Raw genomic sequence first — 18261 nt, 5'->3', positions numbered from 1 at the left:
GATTTTGGATATTTATTCGATGGGTAAAGAAGTGGTGTATTTAATCTGTTCCATCGCGAAACTGGAAGTAACGTCCGACAGCCCTGGCACGCTGTTTACCAGACGCTTATAAAACTCGTCGTAGCGTTTCATGTCGGCAACCTGGACACGCATCAGATAATCGTATTCACCGGCCATGCGCCAGAACCCCAGCACTTCTGGCATTTCCGTTACCACCGTGACAAAGCGGCAATACCATTCGCTGCTGTGATGTTGCGTTTTAATCAGTACAAAAGCGGTCAGCCCGAGGCCAATTTTTTCCGGGTCCAGTAAGGCAACTTTGCCGATAAGGATACCGTCATCCTCCAGCCGTTTCAGACGCTTCCAGCAAGGCGTGGTTGTCAGATTAACGGCTTCTGCCAGAGCCTGCAAAGAGAGGGTACAATCCTGCTGTAGTAAGGCCAGCAGCTTACGATCAATTTTATCTAACATAGCCCACCCACAGAGAATTATTTTCTCTTTTCATTCTATTTTAAAGGTCAAATACCGACAATTTATTCTGTGCGGTTTAAACGCCACTGCACAAAATGACAAATTCAAAGCAAAAAAACCGGGCTATTGCCCGGTGCTGGAAGGGATCTCGTTATTCGGGGGAATAAGGTAGATGTGGATTGTCCAGCCAGTGCGTCAAATAGTGAGAGACAGCCTGATTTCGGCAGTGTCCAATCACCGGTAAATGAGGGAGTTCCGCGCGAAGTTGCGGCATCGCATTGCCCATAATAAAGCCGCTGCCGACGCTGCCTAACATTTCACGATCGTTCATCGCATCGCCAAAGGCCATGCAGTCGCGCAGCGAAAAACCTAAATATTGGGTCAGCACCACCAACGCTGCGCCTTTATTGCACCCCACCGGCAGTACTTCCAGGCAATTAATCGCGGAAAAACACAAATGTGCCCGCTCGCCTAATGCTTCCTGTAGTTGGATCTGCAAGCGCGTAAGATCGTCATGATCGCCACAGAAACAGACCTTGGTGACGCGGTCGAGAGGCATTTTTTTGACATTGATAATCTGATAACGAAACTTGCTATAGACAAATGCCTGCAACAACGCCGGAATTTCGCGTTCGGTAAACCAGCCATCATCATTGAAGATATGCATGCTGGCCTGGGTATCCCACTTCTGATAGAGCACCCGTTCCGCTACATCTGCAGGTAAATCATCACGATGTAACAATTCACCTTCCAGAGAATGCACGCGCGTACCGTTGCCGGTAATCAAATACGCATCCAGCGATAGCGCCCCGAGAATGTGCTGCATCTCCAACGCATGGCGACCCGTAGCAAAAGTAAGGGTGATATCGCGTTCACGCAGGCGCGCCAGAGTAGAGAGGGTTTTCTCACCTAAGTGGTGGTCAGGCATCAATAAAGTGCCGTCCATATCAAATGCTGCCAGACGAGCCATTTCTTTCTCCACTCTGTGACAGGGTTAATGGTGATTGAGTATCACCTGATATATACGGAAGTAATAGTGAATAGTTAAATAATATTGTTCCGGGTTTATATGCGACTGCTTAACCGTCTTAACCAGTATCAACGTCTGTGGCAACCTTCCGCGGGAGAGACGCAGTCCGTGACCGTCAGCGAACTGGCCGAACGCTGTTTTTGCAGCGAACGGCATGTGCGCACACTGTTACGTCAGGCACAGGAGGCTGGATGGTTGGAGTGGCAGGCGCAATCAGGACGCGGAAAGCGCGGGCAACTACGCTTTCTGGTGACGCCGCAATTCCTGCGCAATACGATGATGGAACAGGCGCTGGAAACCGGGAAACAGCAGGATGTGCTGGAGCTGGCGCAACTGGCTCCTGGCGAGCTGCGTACCCTGTTACAACCGTTTATGGGCGGGCAATGGCATAACGATACACCGACGTTGCGTATCCCCTATTATCGCCCACTCGAACCGCTACAACCGGGCTTTTTGCCCGGCCGTGCCGAACAGCATCTCGCCGGGCAAGTTTTTTCCGGCCTGACCCGCTTCGACAATAATACGCAACGCCCAATTGGCGATTTAGCGCACCACTGGGAAACGTCTACTGACGGGCTACGCTGGGATTTTTATCTTCGTTCAACACTGCACTGGCATAACGGCGATGCTGTAAAAGCAACGCAACTGCATCAGCGGTTGTTGATGCTGCTCCAGCTACCTGCATTGGGTAAATTATTTATTAGCGTGAAGCGTATTGAAGTCCCCCATCCGCAGTGCCTGACCTTCTTTTTACATCGCCCCGATTACTGGCTTGCCCACCGGCTGGCAAGCTATTGCAGTCATCTCGCGCATCCACAATTCCCGCAGGTGGGAACCGGTCCTTTTCGCTTAACACAATTCACAGCGGAACTGGTGCGTCTGGAAAGTCACGATTATTACCATTTACGTCATCCACTGCTAAAAGCGGTTGAATACTGGATAACTCCACCGCTTTTTGAAAAAGATTTGGGAACCAGTTGCCAGCATCCAGTGCAAATCACTATCGGTAAACCCGAGGATCTGCCTCTGGTCAGCCAGGTCAGTAGCGGCATCAGTTTAGGTTTTTGCTATTTAACGTTGCGCAAAAGCTCCCGACTAACCCTCTGGCAGGCGCGAAAAGTGATCACCATTATTCATCAATCTGGTTTACTGCAAACGTTAGAAGTCGGAGAAAACCTGATCACCGCCAGTAATGCATTGCTGCCTGGCTGGACTATTCCGCAATGGGAAGTGCCAGATGAGGTCAAACTACCGGAAACATTGACGCTGGCTTATCACCTGCCAGTGGAACTTCATGCTATGGCAGAACAGCTACGGACGACGCTGGCAGCAGAAGGTTGCGAATTAAAGATTATTTTTCATCATGCGAAAAACTGGGATGACACAACCCCACTGGCTCAGGCAGATTTGATGATGGGCGATAGATTAATTGGCGAAGCACCGGAATATACCCTTGAGCAATGGCTGCGTTGCGATCCGCTCTGGCCACATGTTTTCACTGCCAGCACATATGCACATCTGCACTCAACACTGGATGCCGTGCAATTGATGCCTGATGAGGAAAACCGACATAACGCCCTGAAAGCGGTCTTCACACAATTAATGGATAACGCCACGCTGACACCACTGTTTAACTATCACTATCGCATTAGCGCGCCGCCCGGTGTTAACGGTGTCCGTCTGACGCCGCGCGGCTGGTTTGAATTTACCGAAGCCTGGCTTCCCGCACCGTCGCAATGAAGCACTGGTCGGGGTTAACCACAGGCGTTACCATAAGGTTTTTACCGATTTAGCAGGATGATTTATGAAACGTGCTGTCGTTGTGTTCAGTGGAGGCCAGGATTCCACCACCTGTCTGGTACAGGCATTGCAGCAATATGATGAAGTCCATTGCGTGACATTTGATTACGGCCAGCGCCATCGCGCAGAGATCGACGTGGCCCGCGAACTGGCGCTAAAACTAGGGGCACGCGCGCATAAGGTGCTGGATGTGACGCTGCTCAACGAGCTGGCGGTTAGCAGCCTGACGCGTGACAGCATTCCAGTGCCAGATTATGAACCTGAAGCCGATGGTATCCCGAATACGTTTGTCCCAGGGCGTAATATTTTGTTCCTGACGCTGGCGGCAATATATGCGTATCAGGTAAAAGCAGAAGCAGTAATTACCGGCGTCTGCGAAACGGATTTCTCCGGTTACCCGGATTGCCGCGATGAGTTTGTGAAAGCACTGAACCATGCCGTCAGTCTGGGCATGGCGAAAGATATTCGCTTTGAAACACCGTTGATGTGGATTGATAAAGCGGAAACCTGGGCGCTGGCGGATTATTACGGCAAGCTGGATTTAGTCCGTAACGAAACGTTGACCTGCTATAACGGCATTAAAGGCGACGGTTGCGGTCATTGTGCTGCGTGTAATCTGCGTGCCAACGGGTTGAATCATTATCTGGCCGATAAATCGGCGGTGATGACGGCGATGAAACAGAAGACCGGATTGAAGTAATTATTCGGGGTGTCGCCTGATCCGATCTACGATTGTATCACGCCTGGAGGCCGGATAAGACGCACCCCGCGTCGCATCCGGCACAACAAAACGTTTACTGAACCATCTGCTCCAGCTTTTCGCGCAGTTCCCCTTCCAGGGCTAATGCTTTCTGCGTTTTGAGATCAATACAAACAAAGGTGATGAGCGCATCCGCCACCACCTGTCCTTCCGGCTCAAGGGTGATTAGTTGACTTAAAATGCCGCTTTTACCGTTTAATTGCTGCAACTGACTGGTAATGGTCAGCAGGTCGCTCAACACCGCCGGGCGGCGATAGTTAATATTGATATTGACTACCACAAAAGCGATGTTATGGGCGGTCATCCATTGAAAGCTGTCGCTATTTTCCAGTCCATCCCAGCGGGCTTCTTCGAGAAACTCAAGGTAGCGGGCGTTGTTAACGTGCTGGTAAACATCGAGATGGTATCCACGAACTTTGATTTGTGTTTGCATAGCGCAATAGCCTTACGTTGTTGTTATAAGAACAGTTATAAGCACAAAGGTCATAACTGGTATGACCTCTTCAGTCTGGCAAAAAATTGCCACTATGCAAATTAATTACAGACTTAATACCGCAAGGTTACGTTCCACCAGCGAATTGCCCATCCCCGGCACCTGTTTTAAATCTTCCACCGTTTTAAACGGACCGTACTCTTCCCGATAACTGACAATCGCCTGCGCTTTCTTCAGGCCAACACCATTCATAACGCGGGCTAACTCTTCCGCACTGGCATTGTTAATACTGACTCTGGTGCCTTCTTCGTCACTGGCTTTCGCCGGTATTGCCGCTTTGCTTTGTGCTGCGGGTGCCTCCGCTTTGGTTTCTACCGCTGCCGGTTTCGCCGTAGGGGCAGCCGCCAGCGCGCTATGAGACATTCCGGCACAAGCCAGAGACAGAGTAATGAGAAGTGCTTTGATTCCGTGTTTCATACTGTTTTCTCCTTGTTTGTTAACAGTGGAATCACCTTAACGGCAGTGAAAACAGTAAACAAATGGCAATATTCAGAAATGGAAAAGGCCGCGAAAGCGACCTTTTCTTGTTACAGCTACAAAGCATTTTTTTGCGAAGCGGCTTCAGGATTATTGCTGTTCCAGCGCGTCGCCAATTTTGATTTTCGCCTCTTTACGCAGGTTACTCATCAGCGCTTCAAAGACGATTTGTGCGTTGTTCTGGGTGATACCCTGCACCATCGCTTTTTTCTGATCTTCCGGCATTGAGCCTTGTTTCACTTCGTCCAGCGCCAGAAGAACCACATTACCTTGCATATCGGTCGCCATACCGTAGCTCGGTTTGTCTTTCGCTGGCAGAGGCAGTGCAAACGCGGCCTGGCTAATTGGGTCACGGCCGGAACGACTTAAGGTTTTCGGCTCGCCAAATTTCAAACCGGCAGCTTGCATAGCTTCCGCACCCTTGCCCGCTTTCAGATCAACCAGCAGTTTTTCAGCATCGATTTTCGCCTGCTGTTCAGCTTTGTTGTGCTGAACCAGCGCTTTAACCTGTTCCTGAACATCTGCCAATGGTTTAACCGCTTCTGGTTTATGCTCGCTGATGCGCAGCACGAATGCGCGATCGCCGTCTACGGTGATGATGTCAGAGTTGATGCCCGGCGCACCGTTTTCACCAACCAGACCGCCGTTGAAGATAGCGTCCGCAACCGGCTTAAAGTTTAACTCTTCCGGCAGTTTATCTTTACTAAACCAGCCAGTCTGGGTGGCTTTAACACCCGCAGCCTGCTCTGCACCGGCCAGAGATTCGGTGTCGTTGCTTGCCGCATCGCTCACTTTCTGCTGCAGCGCGTAGTACGCATCCAGGGCTTTTTCGTGTTTCACTTTCGCCGTGATGTCGTCACGGACTTCGTCTAACGACTTCACTTTCGCAGGCTGAATATCGTCCAGACGCACGATCAAGAAACCCACCGAAGATTTGATGACGCCGGACAGTTGGCCTTTTTCTTTCAGACCAGCATTTTTCAGTTCATCCGGGATAGTGGCATCTTCTAACCACCCCATATCGCCGCCGTTACGGGCAGAGATAATATCGGCAGATTTTTCTTTTGCTAACGCAGCAAAATCACCACCTTTGTTCAGCTCATCAAGTACCGCTTTCGCTTCATCTTCAGTTTTGGTCTGGATGATGCTGTAACGGGTACGCTGCGGCTGGGTGAATTGATCCTGATGCTGATCGTAGTAACTCTGGATATCCGCATCACTAACCGGTTGCTGCATCGTTGCGGCATCCAGTTTGATGTAGCTCACGCGGAATTGTTCCGGAGTCATGAAGCTGTTTTTGTTTTGCTCGTAGTAGCTGGCGATTTCCTGTTCGGTCACTGCCTGCTTAGCCGCCAGAGCGTTAACGTCGATAGTCGCTTCACGCACTACACGTTGTTGAGCAACCAGCGCTGCCAGCTCGTCGGTTTCACCTTTTAGCATAAAGTCAGTGCCCGCAACGCCGTTAATCAGTTGTTGGGTCATAAGCTGGTTACGCAGCGCCTGTGCGTACTGATCGGCACTCATCCCCATCTGGTTGAGGATACCGTTATAGCGGCTGTTATCAAACTTGCCGTCAACCTGAAAGGCTGGGGTTGCGAAAATAGCCTGTTTAACCTGCTCATCGCTGACACCCAGTTTTAGTTCGCGGGCGTACTGATCCAGCAGCGCCTCGTCGATCAGACGATTCAGCACCTGTTGACGCAGGGTTTTCATGTAGCCTTCGTTCGCAGCCAGCTCAGAGTATTGATCGCCAAGCTGTTGCTGCATCCGATTACGCTCGCTGTTGAAAGCGTTCTCAAACTGCCCGCGGCTGATTTCCAGGTCATTCACTTTTGCGGCGTAGTTATTGCCTCCGCCAATCAGGTAACCACTCACGCCGGTCAATATGAACGACACGATAATGATACCGAAAATAATCTTGAGCACGAGACTGTTTGCAGCCGTGCGTAAGCTGTCCATCATGGTGTAACAACACTCCGCTGTAGGTGACTGTATACCTCACGCAACATATCGCTGCGTGCAAAGGCCTATTGTGACAAGAAACGGGGGCAATTGTCAGCCCACAACTTGCAGAAAGTCACGGAATACAAATAAAAAAGGCACATCAGTAGATGCGCCCTTGAACTTCGTCACATCCCCAATGGGGACAATACTTAGTTTACCGCGTCTTTCAGCGCTTTACCTGCACGGAAGCTCGGTACTTTAGCTGCAGCGATGGTGATCTCTTTACCGGTCTGCGGGTTGCGACCAGTACGGGCAGCACGCTCTTTAACGGCAAAAGTACCAAAACCAACCAGTGCTACATCATCCCCTTCTTTCAGGGATTCAGTTACGGAAGCAATAATAGCATCTAACGCACGGCCAGCCGCAGCTTTAGAGATATCAGCCCCTGCAGCAATCTTGTCAATCAATTGAGATTTATTCACTCTTCTCTTCCTCTTTATAATTTATCCCGCACTTGAATCCTTCAAGGTGCGAACGCGCAGCAGTTATATCAGGCCAGCCATCCCCTTACAACACCCCTTAATAAGGGCAAGCCTAATCCGCCCTCTAACTTAACGAGACAAAAAAAGGCTGGCAAGCCCGAATTGACCCACCAGCCCTTTTTTTATTAGTGCAATTTGCGCGAAGTCACTATTTTGCAGTTACAACCTGCATTCCAGACGGTTCATTTTGCAGCGCCAGAGTCAGAACTTCCTCAATGCGCTTCACAGGATGAATGTCCAGATCGGCAATCACGTTGTCCGGAATCTCTTCCAGATCGCGTTTGTTCTCAAACGGAATTAACACTGTTTTAATCCCGCCGCGGTGCGCTGCCAGCAGTTTTTCTTTCAAACCGCCGATTGGCAACACCTGACCACGCAGAGTAATCTCACCAGTCATCGCCACATCGGCGCGAACCGGGTTACCGGTCAGGCAAGAAACCAGTGCGGTGCACATGGCAATACCGGCGCTCGGACCATCTTTCGGCGTCGCACCTTCCGGTACGTGCACGTGGATGTCGCGTTTTTCGTAAAAATCTGGATTGATCCCCAGTTTTTCCGCACGCGCGCGAACCACAGTTAACGCCGCCTGAATGGACTCTTGCATCACTTCGCCCAGCGAACCGGTGTAAGTGAGTTTACCTTTGCCTGGAACACACGCTGTCTCGATGGTCAGCAAGTCGCCGCCGACTTCCGTCCACGCCAGACCAGTTACCTGACCAACGCGGTTTTCGTTATCCGCGCGACCATAGTCGAAACGCTGAACACCGAGGTAGTCATGCAGGTTATCGCCGTTAATTTCGATATGTTTTAATGACTTATCGAGCAACAACTGCTTAACCGCTTTACGGCATAGTTTGGAGATTTCACGCTCCAGACCACGCACGCCCGCCTCACGGGTGTAGTAACGAATAATGCCAATAATGGCGCTATCGTCGACGGTCAGCTCACCTTTTTTCAGTGCATTACGTTCAATCTGCTTCGGCAGCAGGTGACGTTTGGCGATGTTCAGTTTTTCATCTTCGGTATAACCAGAGAGACGAATAACTTCCATACGATCCAGCAGTGGCGCCGGAATATTCATGGAGTTCGACGTCGCAACAAACATCACGTCGCTAAGGTCGTAATCCACTTCCAGATAGTGGTCGCTGAACGCCACGTTCTGCTCTGGATCCAGCACTTCAAGCAGTGCGGAAGCTGGATCGCCACGCATGTCAGAAGACATTTTGTCGATCTCATCGAGCAGGAACAGCGGGTTTTTCACGCCCACTTTCGCCATTTTCTGGATCAATTTACCCGGCATAGAACCGATGTAAGTACGGCGGTGACCACGGATTTCCGCTTCGTCACGCACACCGCCCAGCGCCATACGGACATATTTACGCCCGGTAGCTTTAGCGATGGACTGCCCCAGAGAAGTTTTACCTACCCCCGGCGGTCCAACCAGGCAGAGGATCGGCCCCTTGATTTTATTTACGCGGCTTTGAACCGCGAGATACTCAAGGATGCGATCTTTCACACGTTCCAGACCATAATGGTCGGTATCGAGGATTTCTTGCGCCTGACGCAGGTCTTTTTTGACCTTGCTACGTGCATTCCACGGCACCTGCACCATCCAGTCGATATAACCTCGCACCACGGTCGCTTCTGCCGACATTGGAGACATCATTTTCAGCTTCTGCAATTCTGCTTCCGCTTTCTCTTTTGCCTCTTTTGGCATTTTCGCCGCGTCGATTTTGCGCTTCAACGCTTCATTTTCGTCTGGCGCGTCGTCCATTTCACCGAGTTCTTTCTGAATAGCTTTCATTTGCTCGTTCAGATAGTACTCACGCTGGGATTTCTCCATCTGCTTTTTGACGCGGTTGCGAATACGTTTCTCAACCTGCAGCAGATCGATTTCCGACTCCATCATAGCCATCAGATATTCCAGACGTTCGTTAACGTCGGACATCTCAAGAACGGACTGTTTGTCAGCCAGTTTTAGCGGCATATGTGCGGCAATGGTGTCCGCCAGACGCGCCGGATCGTCGATGCTGTTCAGCGACGTCAGCACTTCTGGTGGGATTTTCTTATTCAGCTTGATGTAGCCTTCGAACTGGCTGATTGCGGTACGCACCAGCACTTCCTGTTCGCGCTCATCAATGGTCGGGGACTCCAGATACTCCGCCTTCGCAGAAAAGTGTTCGCCATTGTCAGAGAGCGCAGAAATACGCGCGCGCTGTAACCCCTCGACCAGCACTTTGACGGTGCCGTCAGGCAGTTTCAGCATCTGCAATATAGAGGCCACGGTCCCGACGGTGAAAAGATCGTTTACACCCGGCTCATCCGTTGAAGCTTCTTTCTGCGCGACCAGCATAATTTTTTTATCATGGTCCATCGCCGCTTCCAGACAACGGATAGATTTTTCCCGTCCGACAAATAAGGGGATGACCATGTGCGGATAAACCACCACATCGCGCAGCGGCAATACGGGGATTTCAATGCGTTCAGAACGCTCAGGATTCATAGAGCTCTCTCTTAGTTTAATGTCCGCCAGGTAATCAGATGACATGACTGTGCTTCACGCCATCTATTAACATGTACGTCAGTATATGGGGATGTTTCTCCCACATTCAACGTCGGGAATAGAGGAAAAATGAAAGGGGAGATAAAATCCCCCCTTTTTGGTTAACTAATTGTATGGGAATGGTTAATTATTCACCAGACGCCTGTTGCGCTTCCGGCTTGCCATAAATCAGCAGTGGCTTGCTTTGCCCTTCAATAACCGACTCGTCAATAACCACTTTTTCCACATCTTCCATAGAAGGCAGATCATACATGGTATCAAGCAGCGCAGCTTCTACGATGGAACGCAGACCACGGGCACCGGTTTTACGCGCCATCGCTTTCTTGGCGATAGCATCCAGCGCTTCGTCACGGAATTCCAGATCCACGCCCTCAAGGTTAAACAACGCCTGATACTGCTTGGTCAGGGCGTTTTTCGGCTCTTTGAGGATCTGAATCAAAGCTTCTTCGCTCAGTTCATTCAGCGTTGCCACAACTGGCAGACGACCGATGAACTCAGGGATCAGACCAAATTTGATCAAATCTTCCGGTTCAACCTGCGCCAGCAACTCACCTTCGCTTGCTTTGTCAGATTTCGCTTTTACCGTCGCACCAAAACCAATGCCGGAGCCAGTTTCGACACGATGGGAAATCACTTTATCCAGACCGGCAAATGCACCGCCACAGATAAACAGGATCTTGGAGGTATCAACCTGCAAGAATTCCTGCTGCGGATGCTTACGTCCGCCCTGCGGTGGAACGGCGGCAACCGTACCTTCGATCAGTTTCAACAGTGCCTGCTGTACGCCTTCACCGGAAACGTCACGGGTAATGGACGGGTTGTCAGACTTACGCGAAATCTTGTCGATTTCATCGATGTAGACAATCCCGCGCTGCGCTTTCTGTACGTCGTAGTCGCACTTCTGCAACAGCTTCTGAATGATGTTTTCAACATCTTCACCCACATAACCCGCTTCGGTCAGGGTGGTGGCATCAGCCATAGTGAACGGAACGTCCAGCAGACGCGCCAACGTTTCCGCCAGCAACGTTTTACCAGAGCCAGTCGGACCAATCAGCAGAATGTTACTTTTGCCCAACTCGACGCCATTGCTGGTATCGCCGTTGCGCAGACGTTTGTAGTGGTTGTACACCGCGACCGCCAGCACTTTTTTCGCCTGTTCCTGACCGATGACGTAATCGTCCAGGTGGTTGCGAATTTCATGCGGCGTCGGTAGCGAACTACGTTCACGATGCGGTGCTACTTCTTTAATCTCTTCGCGAATGATGTCGTTACATAAATCAACACATTCGTCGCAGATATACACGGATGGACCGGCAATCAGCTTACGCACTTCATGCTGGCTTTTGCCGCAAAAAGAGCAATACAGCAACTTGCCTGAGCCATCTTTGCGTTTATCTGTCATGGGTCAAAACCTCTTCTTTGTTCTTTGTGCCGCACACGACGACGCAAATGCCATTCTCAGGCGCAAGCCGCTTACAGCGTTGTGCCAACCTGAATAAGTATAGCGGCACAGTTGCGCCTCTGGCATCAATTACGATGGGTCAGAATCGAATCGACCAGACCGTATTCCACCGCTTCAGGCGCGGAAAGGAAGCGATCGCGCTCAGTGTCACGTTCAATCTGTTCTAATGATTGACCCGTATGAAGCGCCATAAGTTCATTCATCCGCCCTTTAACTTTCAGAATTTCACGGGCATGAATTTCGATATCAGTCGCCTGGCCCTGATAGCCGCCCAACGGCTGGTGAATCATCACGCGCGAATTCGGCAGGCAGAAACGTTTACCTTTTGCCCCTGCGGTCAGCAGGAATGCCCCCATTGAGGCCGCCTGGCCCATACAAATGGTGCTGACATCAGGCTTGATAAACTGCATGGTGTCATAGATAGACATCCCGGCAGTGATCACCCCACCTGGGGAGTTAATGTACAGATAGATATCTTTTTCCGGGTTTTCTGCTTCCAGGAACAGCATCTGCGCCACAATCAGGTTAGCCATATGGTCTTCAACCTGGCCAGTCAGAAAAATAACGCGTTCCTTAAGTAGACGAGAATAGATATCAAAAGAGCGCTCACCGCGTGAGGTCTGTTCAATGACCATCGGCACCAGCGCCATATGGGGTGCAAAGTTATCTCGTTCGCCGCTGTATGACATTTCCGTCTCCTGGATAAAATTGAAAAAACCTGCTGTACCGATTGTAACCTTATGGACGGATTATCAGCTAGTCCCTGTGTTATGGGTACGGCATCATCCTATTTCAAGCATAACAATCTTTTGTTGTTACGCTAACACCGAAAGAGGGTTTTCGCACGGTTCCATGCAAAATTCATGACAAAAAAAAGCCCACCACCTGGCGGTGACGGGCCTTTGTGCGAATTTAGCGCGTTAGGCTGCGCAAATTACGCCTGCTGGTTCATCAGCTCGTTGAAAGTGGTTTCTTTTTCAGTCACTTTCGCTTTCGCCAGAACGGCTTCAACAGCCTGTTCTTCCAGAGCCACGTTACGCATGTTGTCCATCAGCTCTTTGTTTTTGCTGTAGAACTCGATAACTTCTTTCGGATCTTCGTACGCAGAAGCCATCTCTTCGATCAGGCCTTTAACACGCTCTTCGTCAGCTTTCAGCTCGTTAGCGCGAATAACTTCGCCCAGCAGCAGGCCAACAACTACGCGGCGTTTAGCCTGTTCTTCGAACAGTTCACGCGGCAGTTCCAGAGCTTGTTTTTCGTTGCCACCGAAACGCTGTGCAGCCTGGCGACGCAGAACGTCGATTTCGCTGTCGATCAGCGCAGCCGGAACGTCGATGTCGTTAGCTTTTACCAGACCTTCGATCGCCTGAGACTTAACGCGGTTACGAATGGCGCTCTTCAGCTCGCGCTCCATGTTTTTACGCACTTCAGCGCGCAGACCTTCTACGGAACCATCTTCAACGCCGAAACGTTTGATGAATTCAGCAGTCAGTTCCGGCAGTTCACGCTCTTCAACTTTCTTCAGGTTGATAGCGAATTTCGCTGCTTTACCTTTCAGGTTTTCTGCGTGGTATTCTTCCGGGAAGGTCACGTCGATGGTGAACTCTTCGCCTGCTTTGTGGCCTTTGATACCGTCTTCAAAGCCCGGGATCATACGACCCTGGCCCATCGCCAGTACGAAATCAGACGCTTTTCCACCTTCGAACTCTTCGCCGTCTACAGAACCGGTGAAGTCGATGGTCACGCGGTCTTCAGCTTCAACAGCGCCGTCTTTTTCTTTCCAGGTCGCCTGCTGTTTACGCAGAGTATCCAGCATGCCGTCAACGTCAGCGTCGGTCACTTCCACGATCGGTTTTTCAACTTCGATCGCTTCCAGACCCTGCAGTTCAACTTCCGGATAAACTTCAAACTCTACAGAGTAGGTGAAGTCTTCACCCGGCTTGTATTCGCCCGGAACGTAGGTCGGTGCGCCAGCCGGATTGATTTTTTCTTTAATGATGGCGTCAATGAAGTTACGGCTCATCAGGTCACCCAGAACGTCCTGGCGTACAGACGCGCCATAACGCTGAGCAACGATATTCATTGGCACTTTGCCTTTGCGGAAGCCGTCAATACGTACTTTTTTCGCAACGTTGACCAGCTCGCTTTTAACAGCGGTCTCGATGCTGTCAGCAGCGATAGTAATCGTTACACGGCGGCCAAGGCCTTGAGTGGTTTCAACTGAAACTTGCATCTTGTTACCTCAAAAAATCACAGTGCTCGGTCAACTCTTACCCCGCAAGCACAGGTTGTTGGCTTCGCGGAACCGGGATGTTCTTATAATCAATCACATTCCCTGTTACCAGAATCATCCCGAAAGCATTCAAATAGGACGCGGCATTATAGCGGCATCACTTTTATGAGTCGAGAACGGTTATTGCGCGCTGCCGCGTATTTTTTCACAATTCCCGGGCAATTTTCGTCTGAATGCTGGGCAAAAAGCGCAAAATCCAGACAAAACAAAACGGCCCGCAGGCCGTTTTTCATAAAATCTTTAGCAACATACTGGAAAAACGCTAACTGTTGCAAATGCGTTTTTAGGCGATGCTTCCCGCTCCACGACAAGGAGGAGAAGCAAAGATGGTATCCTGCAATCCTTCCCACTCCTTAATGGTATAAGTATGCAGAGCCAGCGCATGAACGGTAGTAGAGAGTTCCTCCGCTAAAGTACTGTAAATCATTCGATGACGATTCAGAAAACGTTCACCCATAAAACGATCGCTGACCAGCACAACTTTAAAATGGCTTTCAGAGCCGGCTGGGACATTGTGACGATAGCTTTCATCCACAACTTCGAGGAATACGGGTTGGAACACAGTCCTTAATTTTTCTTCTATCCGCTCACGTATCATCATGAAATATCTCCTCCGACAACGCTGAGATGTCACCCATCCCTTTAAATACTAGCCGCTTTAACCGTTTCCATTACAGCTTAACAACAAATAATTAGCTTTCATCCTGTTTTTTCTGTCAAGCGTATGAAGTTTACTGATTTAAAGATTGATTCACCGGCTTCACATCGGTGTTTCTTTTACCTAAGGCGATTATTTCGTCAACATAATGAATTTACATGTCTTACCCACTTCCCCTCGTCGTTGGCGATGTTATGATGGCGGGAATCTTTACCAAACACGCTTAAAAGTCTCTGAGAGCCAGAACATGTTCAAAAAAATCCTCTTCCCGTTAGTTGCTCTGTTTATGCTTGCAGGATGCGCGAAACCGCCAACAACCATTGAAGTTTCTCCGACGATGACACTGCCACAGCAAGATCCAAGTCTGATGGGCGTCACCGTTAGCATTAATGGTGCCGATCAGCGTACCGATCAGGCGTTAGCAAAAGTCACCCGTGACAACCAAATTGTTACCCTGACCGCGTCCCGCGATCTGCGTTTCCTGCTGCAAGAAGTGCTGGAAAAACAAATGACCGCTCGCGGTTATATGGTTGGCCCGAATGGCCCGGTTAATCTGCAAATCATCGTTAGCCAGTTGTATGCCGACGTGTCCCAGGGCAATGTGCGCTACAACATTGCTACCAAAGCGGATATCGCCATCATCGCCACCGCGCAGAATGGCAACAAAATGACCAAAAACTATCGTGCCAGCTACAACGTTGAGGGCGCTTTTCAGGCCTCTAACAAAAACATCGCTGACGCGGTTAACAGCGTGCTGACCGACACCATCGCTGACATGTCTCAGGACACCAGCATCCACGAATTCATTAAGCAGAACGCACGTTAATTTCTGCCCTCTGGCCCGGTGCAAGTCGGGCCTGTAGACGCCCATGTCCAGTCAATATTTACGTATTTTCCAACAGCCTCGTTCAGCTATTTTGTTGATTCTGGGTTTTGCTTCCGGGCTGCCGCTCGCCCTGACATCCGGCACGTTACAGGCGTGGATGACAGTCGAGAATATCGATCTTAAAACCATTGGTTTCTTCTCGTTGGTGGGTCAGGCTTACGTATTTAAATTTCTCTGGTCGCCGCTGATGGACCGCTATACTCCGCCGTTTCTCGGGCGACGGCGCGGCTGGCTGCTCGCCACGCAAGCGTTATTGTTGCTGGCGATTGCGGCGATGGGTTTTCTCGAACCTGGTACGCAACTTCGCTGGATGGCGGCACTGGCAGTCGTTATCGCTTTTTGCTCGGCCTCCCAGGATATCGTCTTTGATGCGTGGAAAACGGATGTGCTTCCCGCGGAAGAACGCGGCGCAGGTGCGGCAATCAGCGTGCTGGGTTACCGTTTAGGGATGCTGGTTTCCGGCGGTTTAGCCTTATGGCTGGCGGATAAATGGTTGGGCTGGCAAGGCATGTACTGGCTAATGGCAGCTCTGTTAATCCCGTGCATCATTGCGACTTTGCTTGCGCCAGAACCAACCGACACCATTCCTGTACCCAAAACGCTGGAGCAAGCTGTTGTTGCGCCACTACGTGATTTCTTTGGTCGCAATAACGCATGGTTAATTCTGCTTTTAATTGTGCTGTATAAGCTGGGCGATGCTTTCGCCATGAGCCTGACAACCACCTTTTTGATTCGCGGTGTCGGATTTGATGCCGGCGAAGTGGGCGTGGTTAACAAAACGCTCGGCTTGCTGGCGACCATCGTCGGCGCATTGTACGGCGGTATTTTGATGCAGCGTCTTTCACTGTTCCGTGCGCTGCTGATTTTCGGCCTTTTACAAGGTGCGTCCAACGCCGGTTACTGGCTGCTTTCTGTGACTGATAAGCATCTCTACAGCATGGGCGCGGCAGTCTTTTTCGAAAACCTGTGTGGCGGGATGGGCACATCGGCATTTGTGGCGCTGTTAATGACCCTGTGTAATAAGTCATTTTCCGCTACTCAGTTCGCCCTGCTCTCAGCGCTTTCTGCTGTAGGACGGGTTTATGTAGGCCCCGTAGCGGGCTGGTTTGTTGAAGCTCACGGCTGGTCGACATTCTATCTGTTCTCTGTTGCGGCCGCTGTACCTGGACTTATTTTGCTGCTGGTTTGCCGCCAGACGCTGGAGTACACGCGGGTCAACGACAACTTTATCCCACGTACCGAGTATCCATCTGGTTATACCTTTGCCATGTGGACACTGGCAGCAGGCGTCAGTCTGTTGGCCGTGTGGTTACTGCTGTTAACGATGAATGCGCTGGATTTGACTCACTTCTCTTTCCTGCCTGCACTGCTGGAAATCGGCGTTTTAGTCGCTCTGGGTGGTGTCATACTTGGTGGTTTATTGGACTATCTGGCACTACGAAAAACGCATTTGACGTAATCAGTGAATATTATTTAGCTGTAGTAATCACCCGGCGTAATTATTACGGCTAAATAAACATCAGCAGCGCTTAATAATATTTGTTCTTTTGTGCGGCTTAGCTTTCGGAAATTATTGACCCCATCTATATATTTTATTTTTTACACGATTCAGCTAATGACTCTTTATTTCCCCACGCCCGTTTTGTCACCTTAATGATAATTATTTGTTAAATAATTGTTTTATTTTGAGATTGGTTATACCAATTGCCATCCCCACCCCCTCCTTCAGTCCCCTTTCGTTATAACGCCCTTTTGCAACAGCTTCTTAAAATCAATCCGATATGTTTTGAAACATATGTGACCTGCGAGCCAAATTCAAGTAACAGTAATTTAATCATGTTTACAGTAATGTAACCTTCCCGTAAAATGCCCACACACTTTAAACGCCACCAGATCCCGTGGAATTGAGGTCGTTAAATGAGACTCAGGAAATACAATAAAAGTTTGGGATGGTTGTCATTATTTGCAGGCTCTGTATTGCTCAGTGGCTGTAATTCTGCGCTGTTAGATCCCAAAGGACAGATTGGTCTGGAGCAACGTTCGCTGATACTGACGGCATTTGGCCTGATGTTGATTGTCGTTATTCCCGCAATCTTGATGGCTGTTGGTTTCGCCTGGAAGTACCGTGCGAGCAATAAAGATGCTAAGTACAGCCCGAACTGGTCACACTCCAATAAAGTGGAAGCTGTGGTCTGGACGGTGCCAATCTTAATCATCATCTTCCTTGCGGTATTGACCTGGAAAACCACTCACGCTCTTGAGCCTAGCAAGCCGCTGGCACACGACGAGAAGCCCATTACCATCGAAGTGGTTTCCATGGACTGGAAATGGTTCTTCATCTACCCGGAACAGGGCATTGCTACCGTGAATGAAATCGCTTTCCCGGCGAACACTCCGGTGTACTTCAAAGTGACCTCCAACTCCGTGATGAACTCCTTCTTTATTCCGCGTCTGGGTAGCCAGATTTATGCCATGGCCGGTATGCAGACTCGCTTGCATCTGATCGCCAACGAACCCGGTGCTTATGACGGTATTTCCGCCAGCTATAGCGGTCAGGGCTTCTCCGGCATGAAGTTCAACGCTATCGCCACACCGGATCGTGCCGCATTCGACCAATGGGTCGCAAAAGCAAAACAGTCGACGAAAACCATGTCTGACATGGCCACCTTCGAAAAACTGGCTGCGCCTAGCGAATACAACCAGGTGGAATATTTCTCCAACGTGAAACCCGACTTGTTTGCCGATGTGATTAACAAGTTTATGGCTCACGGTAAGAGCATGGACATGACTCAGCCCGAAGGTGAGCACAGCGCACACGAAGGTATGGAAGGCATGGACATGAGCCACGCGGAATCCGCCCATTAAAGGGGTTGAGGAAGAAT

General features: G+C 50.1%; 16 protein-coding genes. 5 read left to right on the top strand and 11 right to left on the bottom strand.

The genetic code is table 11. From position 1 onward, the window contains the following. Window positions 1-12: 12 nt before the first annotated feature. Together decR and cof are read right to left on the bottom strand one after the other, a co-directional pair. Complete coding sequence (gene decR / locus A31E_RS19930) at window positions 13-471, bottom strand: DNA-binding transcriptional regulator DecR (RefSeq protein ID WP_000884589.1); 459 nt, start codon at window positions 469-471, stop codon at window positions 13-15. Window positions 472-622: 151 nt separating this feature from the next. After that, window positions 623-1441: an HMP-PP phosphatase gene (gene cof, locus A31E_RS19935; RefSeq protein WP_001515892.1), complete on the bottom strand. Its 819-nt coding sequence runs from the start codon at window positions 1439-1441 to the stop codon at window positions 623-625. 99 nt (window positions 1442-1540) lie between these two features. Between cof and A31E_RS19940 the strand changes: the two genes are divergently transcribed. Together A31E_RS19940 and queC are read left to right on the top strand one after the other, a co-directional pair. Beyond that, complete coding sequence (locus A31E_RS19940; RefSeq protein ID WP_001238185.1) at window positions 1541-3241, top strand: SgrR family transcriptional regulator; 1701 nt, start codon at window positions 1541-1543, stop codon at window positions 3239-3241. Window positions 3242-3305: 64 nt separating this feature from the next. Then, the gene (gene queC / locus A31E_RS19945) at window positions 3306-4001 is read left to right on the top strand and encodes a 7-cyano-7-deazaguanine synthase QueC (protein WP_001515891.1); all 696 of its coding nucleotides are present in this window, start codon (window positions 3306-3308) and stop codon (window positions 3999-4001) included. A 94-nt stretch (window positions 4002-4095) separates the two neighbouring features. Here the strand turns inward: queC and fadM are convergent, their stop codons facing one another. The 9 genes from fadM to bolA all read right to left on the bottom strand — a co-directional run bounded on the left by fadM (window position 4096) and on the right by bolA (window position 14436). Next, entirely contained in the window at window positions 4096-4494 is a 399-nt protein-coding gene (gene fadM, locus A31E_RS19950) for a long-chain acyl-CoA thioesterase FadM (RefSeq protein WP_001194532.1), read from the bottom strand. 105 nt (window positions 4495-4599) lie between these two features. Then, on the bottom strand, window positions 4600-4971 hold the full coding sequence (locus A31E_RS19955; protein ID WP_000680305.1) for a helix-hairpin-helix domain-containing protein: 372 nt from the start codon (window positions 4969-4971) through the stop codon (window positions 4600-4602). Between the two features lie 150 nt (window positions 4972-5121). Continuing rightward, window positions 5122-6993: a peptidylprolyl isomerase gene (ppiD, locus tag A31E_RS19960; RefSeq protein ID WP_000969351.1), complete on the bottom strand. Its 1872-nt coding sequence runs from the start codon at window positions 6991-6993 to the stop codon at window positions 5122-5124. Window positions 6994-7184: 191 nt separating this feature from the next. After that, on the bottom strand, window positions 7185-7475 hold the full coding sequence (gene hupB, locus A31E_RS19965; protein ID WP_254892905.1) for a nucleoid-associated protein HU-beta: 291 nt from the start codon (window positions 7473-7475) through the stop codon (window positions 7185-7187). A gap of 190 nt (window positions 7476-7665) precedes the next feature. Beyond that, window positions 7666-10020 (bottom strand): endopeptidase La, encoded by a 2355-nt coding sequence (gene lon / locus A31E_RS19970; protein ID WP_001295325.1) that lies wholly within the window; start codon window positions 10018-10020, stop codon window positions 7666-7668. A gap of 187 nt (window positions 10021-10207) precedes the next feature. After that, window positions 10208-11482 carry an ATP-dependent protease ATP-binding subunit ClpX gene (gene clpX, locus A31E_RS19975; protein WP_000130317.1) on the bottom strand — a complete coding sequence of 425 codons (1275 nt, stop codon included), beginning with the start codon at window positions 11480-11482 and terminating at the stop codon, window positions 10208-10210. A gap of 125 nt (window positions 11483-11607) precedes the next feature. Continuing rightward, entirely contained in the window at window positions 11608-12231 is a 624-nt protein-coding gene (clpP, locus tag A31E_RS19980; RefSeq protein WP_000122253.1) for an ATP-dependent Clp endopeptidase proteolytic subunit ClpP, read from the bottom strand. 245 nt (window positions 12232-12476) lie between these two features. After that, window positions 12477-13775 carry a trigger factor gene (tig, locus tag A31E_RS19985; RefSeq protein WP_001198397.1) on the bottom strand — a complete coding sequence of 433 codons (1299 nt, stop codon included), beginning with the start codon at window positions 13773-13775 and terminating at the stop codon, window positions 12477-12479. A 343-nt stretch (window positions 13776-14118) separates the two neighbouring features. Further along, window positions 14119-14436, bottom strand: a complete 318-nt coding sequence (bolA, locus tag A31E_RS19990) for a transcriptional regulator BolA (protein WP_032240659.1) — start codon at window positions 14434-14436, stop codon at window positions 14119-14121. Between the two features lie 304 nt (window positions 14437-14740). Between bolA and A31E_RS19995 the strand changes: the two genes are divergently transcribed. The 3 genes from A31E_RS19995 (at window position 14741) to cyoA (ending at window position 18244) form a co-directional block, all read left to right on the top strand. Then, entirely contained in the window at window positions 14741-15319 is a 579-nt protein-coding gene (locus A31E_RS19995; RefSeq protein WP_000473501.1) for a lipoprotein, read from the top strand. A 43-nt stretch (window positions 15320-15362) separates the two neighbouring features. Then, on the top strand, window positions 15363-16838 hold the full coding sequence (ampG, locus tag A31E_RS20000; RefSeq protein WP_016248419.1) for a muropeptide MFS transporter AmpG: 1476 nt from the start codon (window positions 15363-15365) through the stop codon (window positions 16836-16838). Between the two features lie 458 nt (window positions 16839-17296). Beyond that, on the top strand, window positions 17297-18244 hold the full coding sequence (gene cyoA / locus A31E_RS20005) for a cytochrome o ubiquinol oxidase subunit II (RefSeq protein ID WP_016248418.1): 948 nt from the start codon (window positions 17297-17299) through the stop codon (window positions 18242-18244). Window positions 18245-18261 lie beyond the last annotated feature (17 nt).

The sequence above is a fragment of the Escherichia sp. KTE159 genome (genome assembly GCF_000408805.1).
Taxonomy (GTDB): Bacteria; Pseudomonadota; Gammaproteobacteria; order Enterobacterales; family Enterobacteriaceae; genus Escherichia; species Escherichia marmotae.
The sequence above is the reverse complement of the archived record's forward strand: the minus strand, read 5'-3'. Positions and strand labels throughout refer to the sequence as shown.